The sequence below is a fragment of the Mesobacillus jeotgali genome (assembly GCF_900166585.1).
In the GTDB taxonomy this organism is placed as follows: Bacteria; Bacillota; Bacilli; order Bacillales; family Cytobacillaceae; genus Mesobacillus; species Mesobacillus jeotgali_A.
The window spans coordinates 1,741,120-1,759,714 of the sequence record NZ_FVZC01000009.1 but is presented as its reverse complement, the minus strand read 5'-3'; the positions used below and the strand labels follow the sequence as shown (position 1 = coordinate 1,759,714).

Sequence of the window (18,595 nt, the reverse complement as noted above, 5' to 3'; positions counted from 1 at the left end):
TGTTTTCAGAATAATCTATTAAAGGATAGTTTTAAAAAGAATTAATGGAGTGTTTTCTGGAGTAAATAAAAGTGGATATGTACAAGCTGTTCGAAAGAGGACAGGCTAAAAGAATAGAGAAAAAAAGGGGGAGATTATTTGAAAAAAATAGCATGGGTAACTGACAGTACTGCTTACCTGGATCAGGAATTAAAAAACCATCCCGATGTCTACCAGGTGCCAATGACAATTGTTTTGGACGACGTCGAATACCTTGATGGCAAGGATTTAACGGCAGAAGAACTATATAAGAGACTAAAGACGGTTAAGACCCCGCCAAAAACCTCACAGCCGCCGGTCGGAGCTTTCATGGAACTGTATGAACACCTTGAAAAAGAATATGATATGGTGTTTTCCGTTTTAATTTCCTCGAAACTAAGCGGAACAGTTGCATCTAGCGTGCAGGCAGCGCAAGCAGTGAATATACCGGTAATTACTTTTGACTCAAAGATACTCACATATCCGCTGACATCCCTGCTGAAAAAGGGAATTTCCCTGGCTGAACAGGGAGCATCCATTGACGAAATCAAGGAGAAGCTTGAAACAATAAGAGATTCAAATGAAACCTTTGTCATGATTGGAAGTCTGGAACAGCTTCATCGAAGCGGGAGAATGTCTGGTGTGCAATTTTACTTAGGGAGCATGCTCAGCATAAAACCGATTATCAGTATCGAGGATGGCGAGTTGAAAACCAAAGAAAAAGTACGAAGCGATAAAAAAGCACGCGAGAAAATATTCGATCTTTTAAAGAGTTCGCATGACAAACATAGAATAGAAGAAGTATACATCCTTTACGGTCTTCATAAGGAGCAAGCAGATGAATGGCAAAGCCAGCTGGAAGAAATCTTTCCTGATATCCGCTTCCTCAGCTGCCCGATTGGAGCTGTCATAGGAGTCCATGCCGGTGAGCATACCATCGGAATCAGCTGGAATAACGCAAACTCCTAAGTGCCAAGTTGGCACTTTTTTTTTTAATCCCTTTTTGAGAAACGTAATGAGTTTTGTATAAATGACAGCAGCTAGAACCTGTATTTGAGTCCACAAAGTATTCTGATGGAAAGGCTTTATCGGACAAACGGTAAGACTGCTGGAGAAAAAACGTCCGATAGAAGGGCTCTATTGGACAAACAGATAGCCTGCTGGAGAAAAAATGTCCGATAGAAGGGCTCTGTTGGACAAACAGATAGCCTGCTGGAGAAAAAATGTCCGATAGAAGGGCCCTATTGGACAAACAGATAGCCTGCTGGAGAAAAAACGTCCGATAGAAGGGCTCTATTGGACAACCAGATAGCCTGCTGGAGAAAAAATGTCCGATAGAAGGGCTCTATTGGACAACCAGATAGCCTGCTGGAGAAAAAACGTCCGATAGAAGGGCTCTATTGGACAAACAGATAGCCGCTGAAGTAAAAACGTCCGATAGAAGGGCTCTATTGGACAACCAGATAGCCTGCTGGAGAAAAAATGTCCGATAGAAGGGCTCTATTGGACGACCAGATAGCCTGCTGGAGAAAAAATGTCCGATAGAAGGGCTATAACGGACAAACAAATGGCCTGCTGGAGAAGAAACGTCCGATAGAAGGGCTCTATTGGACAACCAGATAGCCTGCTGGAGAAAAAACGTCCGATAGAAGGGCTCTATTGGACAAACGAAGTCTACACTGAGTAAATGTGAAATGTGGAAGGACGTTCTATTACAGCCTAAAGGGTGCAGGGGAAGAAATGACCACGATCCTTTTTACCTCTATCTCCAACCGTTTTATATGGTAAAATGAGTTCGGTAGGAAAGTAGGTGCTGGATATGAAAGAGATAATAGAAATCACAGAGGGTTTTGTGAAAAAGGAGCTGGGCAGGGATTCTTCCGGTCATGATTGGCATCATATTGACCGAGTCAGGAAGAATGCACAGCTAATTTGGGGCAAGGAAATGCAAGGTGATTGGTTCATCATCGAAATGGCAGCCTTGCTTCACGACATACCGGATGATAAATTGAATGAATCAGAAGCAGCTGGTTGGGCTAAGCTGGATTCATTTTTGCTTAGTATAGATATAGAGAGTGAAGTTGCTTCGAGGATCAAAAGCTGTATTGAAACAGTTTCCTTTAAAGGCGGCAGGGTGATTGAACTAGATAGTATAGAAGCTATGATTGTCCAGGATGCTGACCGCCTTGATGCTCTGGGTGCTATCGGAATTGCGAGGACTTTTGCCTTTGGCGGCAAGAAGGGCCATCCGATATACGAACCCGAGCTGGGTGTTAGAGGGGAAATAACACTGGAAGAATACCGAAATGGGAATAGTTCTTCGGTTAATCACTTTTATGAGAAGCTTTTGAAGCTAAAAGATAAAATGAATACTGAACATGCAAAACAACTCGCTGAGGAAAGGCATCAATTTATGGAGTCTTTCCTTGAACAATTTTACAGTGAATGGAATGGTAAGGCATGAAAATGATCACGATTGAAAACGTGACGAAGACATACGGAGAAAAAGAACTATTCAATGGGATTTCATTTACGATAGGTGAGCGCGAAAGAGTCGGATTGATCGGTGTAAACGGAACTGGGAAATCCTCTCTGCTGAAAATAGTTGCGGGGATCGACCAGCCTGATTCTGGGGAGTTAATCTTTGCGAAAGACTATAAAATCTCGTTTTTATCCCAGCAGCCTGAAATGGAACCCGAGAAAACCGTCCTTGATCAGGTATTCAGCGGAGAGGCTCCGATCCTCAAGCTGATGCGTGATTATGAACTGGTATTATCGGAAATGAGCTTAAGACCAGATGATGCAGGAATTCAAGAAAGATTCTATGAGTTGCAGCGAAGAATGGACAGTTCTGATGGCTGGGATGCCAACACTGCCGCAAAATCGATTCTGATGCAGCTTGGAATATCGGATTTTACCAAAAAAGTGGTAGAGCTTTCCGGCGGACAGAAGAAACGTGTCGCACTCGCCCAGGTGCTGATTGAATCTCCTGATTTGCTGATTCTTGATGAGCCTACCAACCATCTGGATTATGAAACGGTCAAATGGCTGGAAGACTATTTATCTCGATATTCGGGATCACTTTTACTTGTCACTCACGATCGATACTTTCTTGACAGAGTGACGAACCGGATGTTTGAACTCGATGGGGGTAACCTCTACAGCTATAAAGGGAACTATGCGAGTTTCCTAGAAGCAAAAGCAAGCCGGGAGGAAAATGAAGCCGCAACACTCGAAAAGAAGCAGAACCTCTTCAGGCAGGAACTTGAATGGATCAGGCGTGGGGCAAAGGCCAGGACCACAAAGCAGAAGGCAAGGATTCAGCGTTTCGATAAACTGGATGAAGAAGTGTCCAATTTGAAGTCCTCTGATAAACTCGACATCTCGCTGAGCGGAAGCAGGCTTGGCAAACAGGTGCTTGAACTGAAGGATGCAACCAAACAATACGAGGATAAGGTCATACTTGATCAATTTAACCTTCTTGTAAAGCCTGGTGACAGGCTGGGGATTATTGGGCGCAATGGGACAGGTAAATCCACTTTATTGAATATCCTGGCAGGAAGAATACATCTGGATTCCGGTGAAATCATCACAGGCCAGACTGTAAGAATCGCTTACTATACACAGGAAAATGAGGATATGGATGAGAACAAGAGGGTGATTGAATACCTAAAGGAAACTGCAGAAATTGTCCATACAACAGATGGAAAAACCATTTCAGCAGCGCAAATGCTTGAGCGCTTCCTCTTTCCGCCATATGCACACGGAACACCAATCAGGAAACTTTCTGGAGGAGAGAAACGCAGGCTTTATCTGTTAAAGCTGTTGATGGAAGAACCGAATGTGCTCTTGCTGGATGAGCCGACAAATGATCTCGATACGCAGACATTAACCGTACTGGAAGACTATTTAGAGGACTTCCCTGGAGTAGTCATCACCGTATCTCATGACCGTTACTTCCTTGATAAGGTTGTTGATCTGTTGCTTGTATTGGAAGGCAATGGCAAAACCGACCTTTATTATGGCAATTACACCGAATACCTTGAAAAACGCCCGAAGGCAGATTCTATTCCTCCCATGCCGAAGAAAGAAAAGGTAGAGCAGACAGAAAAGCCGAAGAAAAAGAAATTGAGCTTCAAGGAACAAAAAGAATGGGCTGAAATTGACGGTAAGATTGCTGCTACTGAAGCCCGCCTTGAGAAAGTACAGGCAGAAATGGCCAATATCGGAAGCGATTTCGAAAAAGGCCAGTCATTAGTGAAAGAAGAGGAAGAGTTGAATCAGCAGCTAGAGTACTTAATTGAAAGATGGAGCTATCTATCCGAGCTCGCCGACGAATAGGGTCTGGATTCCAGGCCCTTTTGTTGCTTTTCCCATGCACCCCCATATTTATTTGTGCATGAAGGATATTAAATATAAAGAAAATAGCACAATGACAAGATATTCATACAAGAACCTTGTTGTTTTTATGACAGGTTAGGATAGGTAGGCCAGAACGCTGTCAAGAATCTGCAGTTATTATGACAGGTTAGGATGGGGAGGCCGGAAAGCTGTCAAGAATCCGCAGGTCAGGATGGGGAGGCCGGAAATCTGTCAAGAATCCGAAGGTCAGGATGGGGAAGCAGGAAATCTGTCAAGAATCCGCAGTAATTATGCCAGGGTGGGATGAGCAGATACGAAAGCTGTCAAGACCCATGGGGGCTCGTACATGCGATTGAACTGCTGTTATGTTAAAATGGCCTCATTCCTGAAAATTTAAAAAGGGGTGGGAATATGAGAATTGTTTCTATTGAACCAACACCGAGCCCGAATACTATGAAAATCAATTTGGATGAAGAATTGCCAATGGGCAAAAGCAATAACTTTAAGAAGGACTCAGCTGCCGGGGCGCCTGAGGTCGTTTTGAACATACTGGATATTGAAGGGGTAAAGGGAGTCTATCATGTTGCCGATTTTCTGGCCGTTGAAAGAAATGCCAAGTATGACTGGAAAATAATTCTTCCTGAAGTAAGGAAGGCATTTGGAGAAGAAGCGGAAGAAGCTGGCGATGGTAAGCCAGATATCAATGAGCATTTTGGGGAGATTAAAGTCCTTGTGCAAATTTACAAGGGAATTCCTATGCAAGTAAAACTGACGGACGGCACAGAAGAGAAACGTTTCGGTTTGCCAGAATCATTTGTTGAAAAAGTTAAAGAGGTTCAGACTCCAGATGATAATGTGGTAATGGTCCGCAGATGGAAAGAACTTGGTGTCCGCTATGGAGAATTTGAGCAGGTGGGTAATGATGTTGTTGAAGAGCTTTTGGCAGCTTATCCTCCTGAAAGGCTCGAGGAGCTGGTCAAGCTGGCGAAAAACCCAGGACAGGAAACGCAGATCAAGGCGGCGAAGAAAAAAATCCGGATAACTGAAGCTGACTTGGACGACTCCGATTGGAGGGTGAGATATCACCTGCTTGAACAAATGGAAGATCCAACAATAGCTGATTTGCCTGTCCTCGAAAAAGCGTTACACGATGAGAAAGCATCATTACGACGTCTGGCCACCGTATATTTAGGAATGATTGAGGATAAAAAGGTACTGCCATTATTGTATAAGGCCCTTGATGATAAAACCGTTACGGTTCGAAGGACGGCAGGAGACTGTTTGTCCGATCTTGGTTTCCATGAAGCAATGGGTAAAATGATAGAGGCACTTAAAGATCCAAGCAAGCTTGTTCGCTGGCGGGCTGCCATGTTTCTTTACGAAGTTGGAGATGAGAGGGCATTGACATCACTAAAGGACGCAGAAGATGACCCTGAGTTTGAAGTAAGCATGCAGGTGAAATTGGCAATAGCACGAATCGAACATGGAGAAGAAGCAAAAGGTTCAGTCTGGAAACAGATGACGGAAGCAAGAAAACAATAATTCAAAGATAAGACACACGGAAAGATTATAATTTTCCCGTGTGTCTTTTTCCATTCATTGAATCCGCTTACAAATATTTAATAATTAAAATATTTAGATAATTATTGCAATTCATAATGAAAAGGAGTAAGGTAGTGAATAAAAAATCGGGAGGGACAGTCTGTGGATAAAGATTTAAGAATTAAAAGCCATGTTTTCAGCGATGATGCCAGGAAGGCGCCAAACAGGGCGATGCTGCGTGCAGTTGGATTTAATGATGATGATTTTAAAAAGCCGATGATCGGGATCGCCAGTACTTGGAGTGAGGTAACGCCTTGTAATATACATATTGATAAGCTAGCCCTAAAAGCCAAAGAGGGTGCAAGGGCAGCAGGTGGTGCACCGTTGATCTTCAACACTATCACTGTATCAGATGGTATCTCAATGGGAACGGAAGGAATGCGGTATTCGCTCCCAAGCCGCGATTTGATCGCTGACTCCATTGAAACAGTAGTCCAGGGGGAAAGTCTTGATGGGTTCGTTGCAATTGGCGGCTGTGATAAAAATATGCCTGGCTGTATGATGGCAATCGCAAGAATGGATCTACCAGCTGTTTTTGTTTATGGAGGTACGATTAAACCAGGAAAGCTGGATGGTAAGGACATTGACATTGTGTCTGCGTTCGAGGGTGTCGGCCAATATAACAAGGGAGCTATAGGAGATGGACAACTGCACAAAATCGAGTGTCATGCATGTCCAGGTTCTGGTTCTTGTGGAGGCATGTACACCGCCAATACAATGGCCAGCGCAATCGAGGCCCTGGGAATGAGTCTCCCTGGAAGTTCATCCCATCCAGCTGAAACAAAAGAGAAGCAGGATGATTGCTATAAAGCTGGTGAAGTAGTTTATCAGCTGCTAGAAAAGGATATTCGTCCAAGGCAGATTTTAACGAAGGATGCTTTTGAGAACGCTATTACTGTAGTAATGGCTCTTGGCGGATCCACGAATGCGATCCTTCATTTGATGGCAATAGCCAATGCTGCTGAAGTGGAATTGACGCTGGAAGATTTTAATAAAGTCCAGGAAAGAGTCCCCCACCTTGCAGATTTGAAGCCAAGCGGTAAATATGTCATGCAGGATCTTTTCGAAGCAGGCGGAGTTCCAGCGGTCATGAAAATGCTTTTGAAAGAAGGTATGCTGAACGGTGACTGTCTCACGGTTACTGGCAAAACAATTGCAGAGAATCTAAAAGAATTCCCAGACTTAAAGCCTGGCCAAAAAGTGATCAGGCCAGTAGAACAGCCTTTCAGGAAAAATGGGCCGCTTGTTGTCTTAAAAGGAAATCTTGCACCAGACGGCGCTGTAGCAAAGGTATCAGGCCTGAAAGTGAAAAGTATGTCGGGCCCTGCAAAGGTGTATGATGATGAAGAGTCAGCATCAAAGGCAGTAATGGCAGATGAAATAGTCGATGGAGATGTACTGGTAATACGTTATGAAGGGCCAAAAGGCGGTCCTGGAATGCCCGAAATGCTTTCGTTATCGGCGATTCTCGTTGGAAAAGGTCTCGGAGAGAGTGTTGCATTGCTTACAGATGGCAGATTTTCTGGAGGAAGCCATGGACTGGTTATTGGCCATATTGCTCCTGAGGCCCAGGTTGGCGGCCCGATTGCATTGATACAGAATGGAGATTTGATCACGATTGATAGTGAACAAAAACTATTGTCTGTGGCGCTTAGTCAAGAAGAACTTGCCACCCGCAAATTAAAGTGGGCTCCGCCTGCACTGCCATCGAGGGGAACGCTGGCTAAGTATGCAAGACTTGTGTCCTGTTCCTCAAAAGGGGCAGTAACCGATCTGTTCGAAGGAGAAACAGTTCAAGAGACTGTTCATGTTCATTCCTGACTTGACGTTCTTTTATTGCGTTTCGCATAAAAAATATAGTATGCTAACACTGCAAACCAATGTTTGGGAGGGAATATTTATGTCAATGGCATATGAAGAATATATGAGACAAATGGTAAAACCGATGCGTGAGGAGCTTACTCGTGCAGATTTTAAAGAATTGCTTACCGCAGATGATGTAACAGAATTCATGGAAAACGTCGAAGGTACCACTTTGGTTGTCGTTAACTCTGTGTGTGGCTGTGCAGCAGGTCTTGCCCGCCCATCAGCTACCCAGGCACTTTTAAGAAGCGAGAAGAAACCAGATCATCTAGTCACTGTTTTTGCGGGCCAGGATAAAGAAGCGACTGCTAAAATGCGTGAGTACTTCACAGGCCTTGAACCATCTTCACCATCAATGGCATTGTTGAAGGGCAAAGAGGTCGTTCACTTCATTCCGCGCCATGATATTGAGGGCCAGCCAATGGAAGCTATCATGGATAATCTAACATCTGCGTTTGAAGCTAATTGTTAAACTAGCTGCTATCTTGGTTTAATGATTCATTAAGGCTTCGTGCAATCTTTCTTAAAAAGACTCCGCCCATGGAATAACAGATTTGTTCATAAGGCCAGGAAAAGGGATGTCAATGACGTCCTTTTTCTTTTGTCGAAGAAGGAGGTGTTTGATGTGTTTGTGACAACGGCGGGGAGGACAGATGAACATATGACTGCTCAAGCAAAATTGATTGCGCTGGAGCTTAAAACAGAATTTATCCCGAGAAAAAAAAGGTCAGTTTCAAAGATTCAGGAACTGGTGAAGGATGATTGCCTTGTAGTGGGAAAAGAGAGGCTGGAGCTTTTTCCTTTAGGAGAATCAGAGCCCTTCTTCTTTCACCCCAATTCTGCGATGTTCCGCATCAAGAGACTTATGAAATTGGAAAGAGATCCCCTTATAGATGCAGCCCAATTACGTAAGGGGAAAAGCTTCCTTGATTGTTCATTGGGGCTTGGTTCGGATAGCGTTGTGGCTAGTTTTGTTGTTAGTGATGAAGGAGCTGTTACAGGAATAGAAGCCAGGAAGGAACTCTCCTATTTAGTGAAGGCGGGATTGAGAACATGGGATTCAGGAAACGAACTGATTAACAGGGCCATGAAAAACATAGAAGTGATTGAGGGTTATTCACTGGATATATTAAAGGAACTGCCAGATAGCAGTGTTGATTGTGTCTACTTTGATCCAATGTTTGATGAATCGATCCTGGAATCAGATGGAATCAGGAGCTTAACGAAATTTGCTGTCTATGAGGGCCTCTCCCATGAAATGGTGGCACACGCAAAGCGTATTTCAAGGGAACGGGTAGTGCTAAAAGACCATTTCAGGAGCAGACGATTTGAAGAGTTTGGTTTTAGTGTGATTGTCAGAAAATCTGCAAAATTCCACTTTGGGGTCATAGAAAAAGAATGAGGCAAAGCCTCATTCCGGAGTATGTAACAAGAAACACAGCATATATATCTTGAGTGGCGGACAATAAAATCTACTGTCCGTCCACATAAACAGCCGGCTCAATCTGCAATGGCCAGAAAAACAAAATAAGCTAACATAAATAAACTAACAGCGACCGTGATCCACTCCATACTTTTTGACCTCCCTTTATACTTCACTAATGAAGCCTATAATATTTCCTTATAACCATTTTTGAAAAAAATGAAACCCTTTGCCCACTTTTTCGTATAAACAAGTTATAATAATATTAAACAAACTCCTGATTTTATTTTTAACAGGACAGGCTATTTTTACACCTGTTTAAATGATGATAAAAGATTTCTATTTTAACAGTTAATAAATCCCCGTGTGTACTAAGGATGTGATCAAGATGCCAGTATGGCTCCGCAAATCGCTCGTCGTAATGATATCCATTTTTACCTTTGGGATGGTATCTCCTGCCCAGGCGAATGGGTTCCTGACAGCTGAAAGATCCGAAAAATCTGCATCAGCAGAAACATCTTTCATTGATTCTTTCGAGGATCATTTAGATGATGAAGCCGTAAGAAACCATTTTATCAATAGGGCAATGAGGGAAGCTGAATTCCAGTCATTTGAGAAATTCGGTTCTAAGATTGGACCTGTAATTGAGGATGAATTCAGACAGACCATTTTGCCAAACATCGAAAAGGCAATTGAGATGGTAGCTATACAATTCCCCGGAGAAGAGCTGAATACTCTAACCATTTCTGAAATGCCAGGAGGCGGGGAGTCGGAGAAAATCTTCCATATAACTGGAGGCAATGGGAAGGACATTATCCGTTTTCATGTAAGGAGAGATCAGCCCCCTAAGGATGGGCACTGGTTTAATTTCCATTACCATACCTATCACGACGGCTTCCAGAACCATTATGAACTGGGGAAAATTTTCTGGGCAAAAAACACTCCTCCTAAATGGAAAAGCTGAAAAATTAATTTTTTGGCCTGAAAACGAACTTGAATTTAGTAGAACCAAATAGTTATAAATACAGGCCCAGCTGATGCTGGGTTTTTCTATCTAAGAGCGAGTGGAGGATCATCAAGTATGGCCTTTTCTGAGTAGCGTCCTTGCACCATTAGGCAACTGAAAATTTAGTTTTTTACTATATGATTAAGAGAAACCTGGTGGAAATAAACAGCAAAAGATGCCATCGTTCATGTGATTAAGGAATGGATTCAAGTCTGTTCTTTTTTTATTTTTCTTAGGTTGTTTTAAAAAACTAACTATAGCAGCCAATCATACAGTAAATTAGGTTATCTTTTTTGGATGGCCAAAAATCGAGTTCAGTGCTCATCCATACATGATTGGATGAGTTTTTTTGTCCAATCCTTCCTGAATTTCTCAGACAGCAGGCAAGCTGCCATATGCTATAATTTTAATAGACTAGTAAGAGAAAATCCCTCATTAATCCACACTTGTTATCTCTCTCGTAAATACACATCAGGAAAGGGGATAATACATGCGAAAAGTTTTTTTAATATCTGTTGTTATCTTTCTTTCCTTCACGCTGCTCGGCAGCTCAAAAGCCAATATGGATGGCGTTTCCCTTAATGAATACCCAAAACAATCATTGCTTTATGAGTCAATGGATCCTGAAGCGGCCAACATGGCAGGAAATTTGGTTGTCCTTCCGGAGGATGAATTCGATCAATTAGAAGCAGCAAAGATTATTGGCCGGCTTACCCTTTTGCCTGAATCCATGATCAAGAAAGCAATCAATCAAAATATTAAAGTCAAATTATTTGTAGGGGACCTTACTGACAATCCTACGGCAAGTCATTTAAAGGGAGTCATTCCACGAGGATATACTTCGAAACGGACATGGGATCAGGTTCCGGGAATTGGTGGATCAAGGGTGGTCTTAGTTAAGATTGGAAGCAGTGAAAAGGGGAAGGGGCATGGTTCAGTCAATCTGGAATTGCATGAACTCGCACATTCACTCGACCGTCATGTCTATGACGGAATCAGGGAGGAAGAAAGGTTCCTTAAGATTTGGAAGCATGAGAGCCGCCTTCTTTTTCCAGGCAGGGCCTATTTCCTGGATTATCCGGAAGAATATTTTGCTGAAAGCTTCGCAATGTACTATATTGGCGGGGTTCCAGCGCGTCTTTTGAAAGAAGCAGCTCCGCAAACCTACCATTATATTGAAGGACTAAAGTAGGTTTTTCAAATATCTTGTTGGGTTTATGCAGGAAAATAGCTATTAAACATCAAACATTATATAGGAATTTTCTTTATATCATTCTTGTTAATTGCTAAAATAAATAGAATAAATCGTACGTTTTGAAGGGCAGGGAAATTCATGAAACAATATCTAGAATTATGCAAACATGTCTTGGACACAGGGGTAAAGAAGGAAGACCGTACCGGTACTGGGACAGTAAGTACGTTCGGTTACCAGATGCGTTTTAATCTCCAGGATGGGTTTCCGCTGCTGACGACTAAAAAGCTGCACCTAAAATCAATCATCCATGAACTTCTATGGTTTTTGAATGGTGATACGAATGTTAAGTATTTGCAGGAAAACGGTGTGCGTATCTGGAATGAATGGGCAGATGAAAATGGTGAACTAGGGCCAGTATACGGACATCAATGGCGCTCTTGGACCGGTGCTGATGGTGAAACTGTCGACCAGATTACCGAGTTGATCCACACAATAAAAAACAATCCGGATTCCAGAAGGATGATCGTCAATGCATGGAATGTAGCAGAAATCAAAAACATGGCTTTGCCGCCATGCCACTGTATGTTCCAATTTTACGTAGCTGATGGGAAGCTTTCATGCCAGCTATACCAGAGATCAGCAGATGTATTCCTGGGAGTCCCATTCAATATTGCCTCCTATGCACTTCTGACAATGATGGTTGCTCATGTCTGCAATCTTGAAGCCGGTGAATTCGTCCATACCTTTGGGGATACCCATATTTATTCCAATCATATTGAACAAGTGGAGCTCCAGTTGACGAGGGATCCTAAGCCATTACCTCAAATGAAGCTGAACCCGGATGTCAAATCCATATTTGATTTTAAGTATGAAGACTTCGAATTGGTCAATTATGATGCACATCCTCACATCAAAGGGGCTGTCAGTGTATGATTTCGTTAATCTGGGCAATGGATGAAAATAGAGTGATCGGGTATCATAATCAACTTCCGTGGAGGCTTCCCGCAGATTTAAAGTTCTTCAAGCGAATAACAATGGGACATCCAATCATGATGGGAAGAAAAACCTTCGAATCGATTGGCAAGCCACTGCCAGGGAGAGAGAATATTATCATAACACGGGACGAAAACTACCAGCCGGATGGCTGTACAGTCATGAACTCGATTGAAGAATTTATGGCTTATGCAAAACAAAAGGACGAAGAAATCTTCGTCATTGGCGGTGCGGAAATATTCAAGGAAATATTGCCAGCAGCGGATAGGCTATATCTTACGATGATTCACCACCAGTTTGAAGGAGATACCTACTTTCCTGTTTTTGATATTGACAAGTGGGACTTGCAAACAAGGGAAGTCGGCCCGAAGGATGAGAAGAATCCGTACGATTATGAGTTTTTGATTTATAAACGCAAATAGCAGCTGAAGCAATCCTGGAAAAGGATTGCTTTTTTTGTTGCTTATAAAAAAGTTGAATAAGGATTGAACATGTTGCTAAGTACAAAGCGAGAGTAGGATGAAAGTGAAAAGGAGCGATTACCGTACTTCATTGAGAGCAGGAAGAAGGATAAAAGAAACAAAAAGAACAAGATGGGGAAGCCGTGATAAAATCATCAGTACCTCACACTATGGAAAAGTGCATATGGAATGACTCGGAAACAATATGCGCTTTAAGAAAAAGTTAAAAGAACTTTCTTATTAATTTATTTAATCATATAGTCTTGGTTGAACAAATCCATTATAATGGCAACATAATATACTTAGGAGGAAACAATGCTTCGTTTACTTGCGTGTTTTTTGTATATGGGTGGTTATCTTTTATGGAGCATACCCAAACTATCTAGCTTAAAAAGGTTGCCTGATGATTTGAATCCTGAAAAAAAGAAGCTGTTAATCCATGAAACACCGAAACACTGGGCAAGAACTTTCATGGCTTTGACAGGTTCAGAAGTTGAGATACAGGGGCTGCATCATATTCCTGAGGGCCCAGTCCTGTTTGCCAGCAACCATGAAGGCAATTTTGATATACCAGTACTTATAGGCGCTATTGATAAACCTTTTGGCTTCATTTCAAAGATAGAAATCAAGAAGGTGCCAATCCTGTCTTCCTGGATGGAAGCAATCGATTGTGTCTTTATTGATCGGAAAAATAGGGATAAAGCGGCCAATTCCATTGCAGCAGGGGTTGATCTGCTGAAGAACGGGAATTCCCTTGTGATTTTTCCCGAAGGAACGCGAAGCAAAGGTGGTCCAATAGGCCGATTTAAAGCCGGTGGATTCCGCCTTGCGAAAGGCTCTGGTGTACCAATTGTACCGATTTCTATAGAGGGGACAGCTGATATTTTCGAAAAAAATAGCCGTCTTGTCAAACCGGCCAGGATAAAAGTCATTATCAGCCAGCCAATTTACAATTGGCAATATAAAGATAAAGAATTGATTGCGATTGCTGATGAAGTGAGAGATGAAATCGTTCGTTCAAGGGATGCCAAAAGAATCGCTTCCTGATTTTATTTTTCAATATGCAAAACAGCCCCTGCGTGCAGCAGGGGCTGTTCATTAGGACGAAGTCTGGCTGGATGAAGCAATGGAATGTCTATTCAAATTGGGACAGGCTATTCATCATCCTTGTGAATTCTGCCGGAATGCAAAAATCCTCTGGTTTAAAATTATCTCGGATCCATTTTACCATTTCAATTGGGCTGTTGAAAAATTCTCCGCTTGTATCGCTTTTTCGAATCATGTAACGCCCGTTGTCTTCATCAATTGTAACCTCTACTGGTAAAGCCCCGTCATAACTGTTCAATGAAAATTCCATTTTAATTCCCTCCAGCGTATTTTCGTTATTATATGTTATTTTACTCGGATTTTATTCAATGTAAAGCCTAGAATTTTAAATATTTTAAAAATTCAATCGACATATTTATTTTTTGTGATATAATGAACAAATTAATTATTTGCAAAGTGAGGGTGACGATATGGAACAGAAGATATTAAAAGAAAAATGGGTAAGTGTGGAGGATATCATTATTGCCTATCAGCATCTTAAAGAAATTGTTGCCCATACTCCGCTCCAATTAAACCAGCGATTATCCGAGAAATACGAAGCTGAAATATATTTAAAGAGAGAAGACCTTCAGCATGTGAGATCCTTTAAATTAAGGGGGGCTTATTATTCTGTAAGGCTATTATGGGAAAATGGGCTGGAAAATGGTGTTGTTTGTGCGAGCGCTGGGAACCATGCCCAGGGTGTAGCATACGCGTGCAGACAGCTTGGCGTAAGAGGGAAAATTTTCATGCCGGCGACAACCCCCGGACAAAAAATCAGCCAGGTGGAGATGTTCGGCCGTGGTTTTGTCGAAATTATCCTCGTTGGAGATACCTTTGATGATTCATATCGCGAGGCACGTGAATGTGCGGAGAAGGAAGGAAGAGAGTTTATCCACCCTTTCGATGATGAAAATGTCATTGCCGGTCAAGGGACGGTAGCTGTCGAAATTCTGAATGATTGCCAGGATTCCGTTGATTTTGTCCTGGCGAGTATTGGGGGTGGAGGCTTGATGGCAGGTTTGAGCACATACATAAAAAGCGTTTCTCCGTCCACAAAGCTTATTGGCGTTGAGCCCAGCGGTGCTGCTTCGATGAGTGCTGCATTTGAACAAAATAGGGCCATTCCTTTAGAAAAAATTGATACATTTGTGGACGGGGCTGCTGTAAAATGTGTCGGCAGCAAAACTTATGATATTTGCAAGGAACACGTTGATGGACTAGTGGCGGTCCCAGAAGGGAAGGTTTGCACTTCGATTTTAGAACTATATAATGAGCATGCCATCGTGACAGAGCCTGCTGGGGCTCTGCCAATTGCTGCTCTTGACCTGCTGAGGGATGAAATTAAAGGCAAGACGGTCGTTTGCGTGGTAAGCGGTGGCAATAATGATATTGGCAGGATGCAGGAAATCAAAGAAAGATCGTTGCTCCATGAAGGCCTGCTTCATTATTTTATTGTCAATTTCCCGCAGCGGGCAGGTGCTTTGCGTGAATTCCTCGATGACGTCCTTGGACCCGGGGATGATATCACAAGATTTGAATATACGAAGAAAAATAATAAAGAAAGCGGTCCAGCTCTTGTCGGAATTGAATTGAAAAATAAATATGAATACGATAGGCTCATTACAAGTATGGAGAAAAAGGGGTTTGCTTTCATGGAATTGAATAAGGAACATCAATTGTTTAATTTACTGGTATAATATTAATAATAGAAAAACAAGGACAGATGATATAGAATAGGTAATGTTAAACTTAGTTGAACCACTGAGTCCTTTGTGAATTTCTTATGAACTTTCACGGCTTTCTTCCACTTTAGGAATGAAAAGTACTATAATCATAGTAGATTTACAATATGAAAAAGGAGATGTTGATATGTTATCAAACATCGGAGTTCCTGGATTAATCTTAATCCTTGTCTTAGCCCTCATTATCTTTGGACCAAAGAAACTTCCGGAAATCGGCCGTGCATTTGGCCAGACACTTCGTGAGTTCAAGAAATCAACTCGTGAATTGACAAGCGATGTAATGGAAGAATTCGAAGATGAAAAAAAGGAAATTACGAAAGTTACTAAATAGGGTGTAAGATGTTTCAATCTTACACCTTTTTCTTTCGAGGTAATTATGGAATTGCAACAAATGGAATTGGCAGGGGATTGGTATGGAAGATAAAGAATTAAATCTGGTGGATCATCTCGATGAACTGCGGAACAGGCTGATTGTTTCGGCTGTCGCCTTTATAATTTTCTTCGGCTTAGGCTTCTACTTCGTAAAAGACATTTATCACTTTTTTGTCCGGGATTTGGACGTTAAATTAATAGTCCTGGGGCCAAGCGATATTGTTTGGATATACTTCATGCTCGCTACCATCATCGCGATCGCTGGTACAATTCCGGTACTGGCCATACAGTTATGGCTATTTGTCAAACCCGCCCTCAGGCCAATTGAACGGAAGATTTCCCTTTCTTATATCCCGGCGCTGTTTATATTGTTCATTGTGGGCCTTGCTTTTGGCTATTTTGTGATTTTTCCTACAGTTTTGAGCTTCCTTGTGGAACTAAGCGGGGACATGCTTGTTACAAACTTTACGGCTGAAAAGTATTTCAAGTTCATTATGAATATGACCATCCCATTTGGTGTCCTGTTTGAGCTGCCTGTAGTCGTGATGTTCCTGACATCTCTTGGAGTCATAAATCCGTACGTTCTAGTCAAGGTAAGGAAATATGCATACTTTATCCTGATTGTTATATCGGTCGTTATATCACCTCCAGATTTTATGTCAGATATTCTTGTAACGATTCCACTCCTTATTTTATATGAAGTCAGTATTAATTTATCTAAAGTTGTTTACAGACGGAAGCTAAAGAAGGAAAAAGAATGGCAAGAGAAATACGGAGACATGGATGAAGATAGCGATGAGGGATCATCTTTGTAAAATGAATAAAGAACATTTTAAAACGTGTGGATTTCCGCGCGTTTTTTATCTATTCAGCCTGAAAAATGCTGTTGTGTCTGCAGCAAAATTATTCGCCTTTCGGTTGTTAATACAATCGAAATGGTGTGGGGAAAGTATGAATTTTTTTTTTGAATCAGCGTAAACAGACACATTTCGACCTTGATTTAGGGTATAATATAATCAAACGGGTATAAAAGAGGATTGATATTTTGTTATTCAAAAGCCTGGAGTTCAAAAATGTTGTTGGACAGAAGGTTAAAGTCGTGGATATTCCTGTGTTGGAAGAAGAGAGTCCTTATTTTTTTATGATCAAAGTCCGTTTGCAAACTTTTATTACAGCAATCTACCAGGAAAGAAACGCAAAAAAGTTTTATTCGTTTAAAGAGTATTTAAAAAGAGTGATGAAATGGCCGGATTATGAGCAGTTGTTCAAATCTGCCGAATTGAAAAATAACGCCTGAAGAATTATTTTTGAAGCGCCTCCATGAAAGGCGCTTTTGTTCTTTTTAGCCTGTCTTTTGGTTCGGTCACTATCCCTGCATTATCCTTTCTTTCGGAGACACCTTTAATATTTAATTTGTACATACGAAAAGGTATAATGATTATAGTGTTTTGATAGGGAAGTGATATTATGGATAAAATCAGGATAGTTACGGATTCTACTTGTGATTTGAATGAGGAAATCATAAAAAAGTGGGGAATCACCGTGATCCCATTATCGATTTCTATCGATGGAGAAAATTATTTGGATAGAGTCGATATTACACCTAAGGAATTCATGAGAAAGATGAAGACTTCCTTGGAGCTGCCTAAGAGTTCGCAGCCTCCAGCAGGTGAATTTTTAAAAGTGTATGATGAACTGGCTGCGGAGGGTTATGAAGTCATTTCGATCCATATGACTGGCGGAATGAGCGGTACAGTGTGTTCTGCCGAAAGCGCTGCCCAGATGACCACAGCGAATGTGCATGTCATTGATTCCCGGTTCATTTCAAAAGGACTAGCATTTCAGGTACTCGAGGCAGCCGAGATGGCAGCTCAGGGGAAAACCGTTGCAGAAATTATAAAAAGACTTGATACGGTTAGAGAACAAACTCGCTTATTTGTGGTTGTTGATACACTTGAAAACCTGGTTAAGGGAGGGCGGATCGGCAAAGGAAAGGCAATGATTGGTTCATTGCTGAATATTAAGCCGATTGCTTCACTCGAAGGCGGAGAATATACCCCTGTATCAAAGGCGAGAAGCCATTCGCAAGTCGTTAAATATCTCAAAAGGCAATTTGCCGCAGACATAGAAGGAAAAATGCTGAAAGGTGTCGGCCTGGTGCATGCAGAAGGTTTAAGTCTGGCTGAGAACCTTAAGGAAGCTATTCTTGAGGCCTCAGGGTATGATAACTTTTCCATTGAAGATACCACACCGATTGTGTGTACCCATACAGGGCCTGGTGCAATAGGATTCATGTATTATTTTGAATAATACATTTAAGACATACCTATACAGAATTTTATTATGAAGGTCCCGGGATGTCATGTCTCAGGACTTTTTTTGCGCTCAAGTTTGGAATTTGACCATAACTGTATCTGTATCAGTATGATTGTGTTTAATGCAAATGGTGTGAATTTTTGTTTTTCTATC

General features: G+C 41.8%; 18 protein-coding genes. 17 read left to right on the top strand and 1 reads right to left on the bottom strand.

Features of this window, described 5'->3' with window-relative positions; translation table 11 throughout:
- Positions 1-138: 138 nt before the first annotated feature.
- The 12 genes from B5X77_RS18895 (at position 139) to B5X77_RS18840 (ending at position 13,970) form a co-directional block, all read left to right on the top strand.
- Positions 139-987: a DegV family protein gene (locus B5X77_RS18895; RefSeq protein WP_079509475.1), complete on the top strand. Its 849-nt coding sequence runs from the start codon at positions 139-141 to the stop codon at positions 985-987.
- An 850-nt stretch (positions 988-1,837) separates the two neighbouring features.
- Positions 1,838-2,482, top strand: a complete 645-nt coding sequence (locus B5X77_RS18890) for an HD domain-containing protein (protein WP_079509474.1) — start codon at positions 1,838-1,840, stop codon at positions 2,480-2,482.
- Complete coding sequence (locus B5X77_RS18885) at positions 2,479-4,359, top strand: ABC-F family ATP-binding cassette domain-containing protein (protein WP_079509473.1); 1,881 nt, start codon at positions 2,479-2,481, stop codon at positions 4,357-4,359. The genes B5X77_RS18890 and B5X77_RS18885 overlap by 4 nt, the downstream gene beginning before the upstream one ends.
- Before the next feature lie 432 nt (positions 4,360-4,791).
- Positions 4,792-5,922, top strand: a complete 1,131-nt coding sequence (locus B5X77_RS18880) for a conserved virulence factor C family protein (protein ID WP_079509472.1) — start codon at positions 4,792-4,794, stop codon at positions 5,920-5,922.
- Between the two features lie 162 nt (positions 5,923-6,084).
- Complete coding sequence (gene ilvD, locus B5X77_RS18875; protein WP_079509471.1) at positions 6,085-7,803, top strand: dihydroxy-acid dehydratase; 1,719 nt, start codon at positions 6,085-6,087, stop codon at positions 7,801-7,803.
- Positions 7,804-7,882: 79 nt separating this feature from the next.
- Entirely contained in the window at positions 7,883-8,317 is a 435-nt protein-coding gene (locus B5X77_RS18870) for a BrxA/BrxB family bacilliredoxin (RefSeq protein ID WP_079509470.1), read from the top strand.
- Positions 8,318-8,470: 153 nt separating this feature from the next.
- Entirely contained in the window at positions 8,471-9,247 is a 777-nt protein-coding gene (locus B5X77_RS18865) for a class I SAM-dependent methyltransferase (RefSeq protein ID WP_079509469.1), read from the top strand.
- 409 nt (positions 9,248-9,656) lie between these two features.
- The gene (locus tag B5X77_RS18860; RefSeq protein ID WP_079509468.1) at positions 9,657-10,232 is read left to right on the top strand and encodes a YpjP family protein; all 576 of its coding nucleotides are present in this window, start codon (positions 9,657-9,659) and stop codon (positions 10,230-10,232) included.
- Positions 10,233-10,764: 532 nt separating this feature from the next.
- Positions 10,765-11,466 carry an anthrax toxin lethal factor-related metalloendopeptidase gene (locus B5X77_RS18855; protein WP_079509467.1) on the top strand — a complete coding sequence of 234 codons (702 nt, stop codon included), beginning with the start codon at positions 10,765-10,767 and terminating at the stop codon, positions 11,464-11,466.
- A gap of 141 nt (positions 11,467-11,607) precedes the next feature.
- Entirely contained in the window at positions 11,608-12,402 is a 795-nt protein-coding gene (locus tag B5X77_RS18850; RefSeq protein WP_079509466.1) for a thymidylate synthase, read from the top strand.
- Positions 12,399-12,884, top strand: coding sequence for a dihydrofolate reductase (locus B5X77_RS18845; RefSeq protein WP_079509465.1), 486 nt, complete (start codon positions 12,399-12,401; stop codon positions 12,882-12,884). The genes B5X77_RS18850 and B5X77_RS18845 overlap by 4 nt, the downstream gene beginning before the upstream one ends.
- A 354-nt stretch (positions 12,885-13,238) precedes the next feature.
- Positions 13,239-13,970 (top strand): lysophospholipid acyltransferase family protein, encoded by a 732-nt coding sequence (locus tag B5X77_RS18840; protein WP_079509464.1) that lies wholly within the window; start codon positions 13,239-13,241, stop codon positions 13,968-13,970.
- A gap of 88 nt (positions 13,971-14,058) precedes the next feature.
- Here the strand turns inward: B5X77_RS18840 and B5X77_RS18835 are convergent, their stop codons facing one another.
- Positions 14,059-14,280 (bottom strand): hypothetical protein, encoded by a 222-nt coding sequence (locus B5X77_RS18835; RefSeq protein WP_079509463.1) that lies wholly within the window; start codon positions 14,278-14,280, stop codon positions 14,059-14,061.
- Positions 14,281-14,440: 160 nt separating this feature from the next.
- Here B5X77_RS18835 and ilvA point away from each other — a divergent pair, with 160 nt between their 5' ends.
- The 5 genes from ilvA (at position 14,441) to B5X77_RS18810 (ending at position 18,436) form a co-directional block, all read left to right on the top strand.
- Positions 14,441-15,709 (top strand): threonine ammonia-lyase IlvA, encoded by a 1,269-nt coding sequence (ilvA, locus tag B5X77_RS18830; protein ID WP_079509462.1) that lies wholly within the window; start codon positions 14,441-14,443, stop codon positions 15,707-15,709.
- A gap of 172 nt (positions 15,710-15,881) precedes the next feature.
- Complete coding sequence (locus tag B5X77_RS18825) at positions 15,882-16,085, top strand: twin-arginine translocase TatA/TatE family subunit (RefSeq protein ID WP_079509461.1); 204 nt, start codon at positions 15,882-15,884, stop codon at positions 16,083-16,085.
- Positions 16,086-16,167: 82 nt separating this feature from the next.
- Complete coding sequence (gene tatC / locus B5X77_RS18820; RefSeq protein ID WP_079509460.1) at positions 16,168-16,941, top strand: twin-arginine translocase subunit TatC; 774 nt, start codon at positions 16,168-16,170, stop codon at positions 16,939-16,941.
- A gap of 230 nt (positions 16,942-17,171) precedes the next feature.
- Complete coding sequence (locus B5X77_RS18815) at positions 17,172-17,423, top strand: DUF2535 family protein (RefSeq protein ID WP_079509459.1); 252 nt, start codon at positions 17,172-17,174, stop codon at positions 17,421-17,423.
- Between the two features lie 170 nt (positions 17,424-17,593).
- Positions 17,594-18,436, top strand: coding sequence for a DegV family protein (locus B5X77_RS18810; RefSeq protein ID WP_079509458.1), 843 nt, complete (start codon positions 17,594-17,596; stop codon positions 18,434-18,436).
- Positions 18,437-18,595 lie beyond the last annotated feature (159 nt).

Coding starts and splice junctions, on each gene's coding strand:
- B5X77_RS18855 (WP_079509467.1), top strand. CDS start 10,765: ATGCGAAAAGTTTTTTTAATATCTGTTGTTATCTTTCTTTCCTTCACG.
- B5X77_RS18850 (WP_079509466.1), top strand. CDS start 11,608: ATGAAACAATATCTAGAATTATGCAAACATGTCTTGGACACAGGGGTA.
- B5X77_RS18880 (WP_079509472.1), top strand. CDS start 4,792: ATGAGAATTGTTTCTATTGAACCAACACCGAGCCCGAATACTATGAAA.
- B5X77_RS18845 (WP_079509465.1), top strand. CDS start 12,399: ATGATTTCGTTAATCTGGGCAATGGATGAAAATAGAGTGATCGGGTAT.
- B5X77_RS18860 (WP_079509468.1), top strand. CDS start 9,657: ATGCCAGTATGGCTCCGCAAATCGCTCGTCGTAATGATATCCATTTTT.
- B5X77_RS18870 (WP_079509470.1), top strand. CDS start 7,883: ATGTCAATGGCATATGAAGAATATATGAGACAAATGGTAAAACCGATG.
- B5X77_RS18835 (WP_079509463.1), bottom strand. CDS start 14,280: ATGGAATTTTCATTGAACAGTTATGACGGGGCTTTACCAGTAGAGGTT.
- ilvA (WP_079509462.1), top strand. CDS start 14,441: ATGGAACAGAAGATATTAAAAGAAAAATGGGTAAGTGTGGAGGATATC.
- B5X77_RS18810 (WP_079509458.1), top strand. CDS start 17,594: ATGGATAAAATCAGGATAGTTACGGATTCTACTTGTGATTTGAATGAG.
- B5X77_RS18890 (WP_079509474.1), top strand. CDS start 1,838: ATGAAAGAGATAATAGAAATCACAGAGGGTTTTGTGAAAAAGGAGCTG.
- B5X77_RS18825 (WP_079509461.1), top strand. CDS start 15,882: ATGTTATCAAACATCGGAGTTCCTGGATTAATCTTAATCCTTGTCTTA.
- B5X77_RS18885 (WP_079509473.1), top strand. CDS start 2,479: ATGAAAATGATCACGATTGAAAACGTGACGAAGACATACGGAGAAAAA.
- B5X77_RS18840 (WP_079509464.1), top strand. CDS start 13,239: ATGCTTCGTTTACTTGCGTGTTTTTTGTATATGGGTGGTTATCTTTTA.
- tatC (WP_079509460.1), top strand. CDS start 16,168: ATGGAAGATAAAGAATTAAATCTGGTGGATCATCTCGATGAACTGCGG.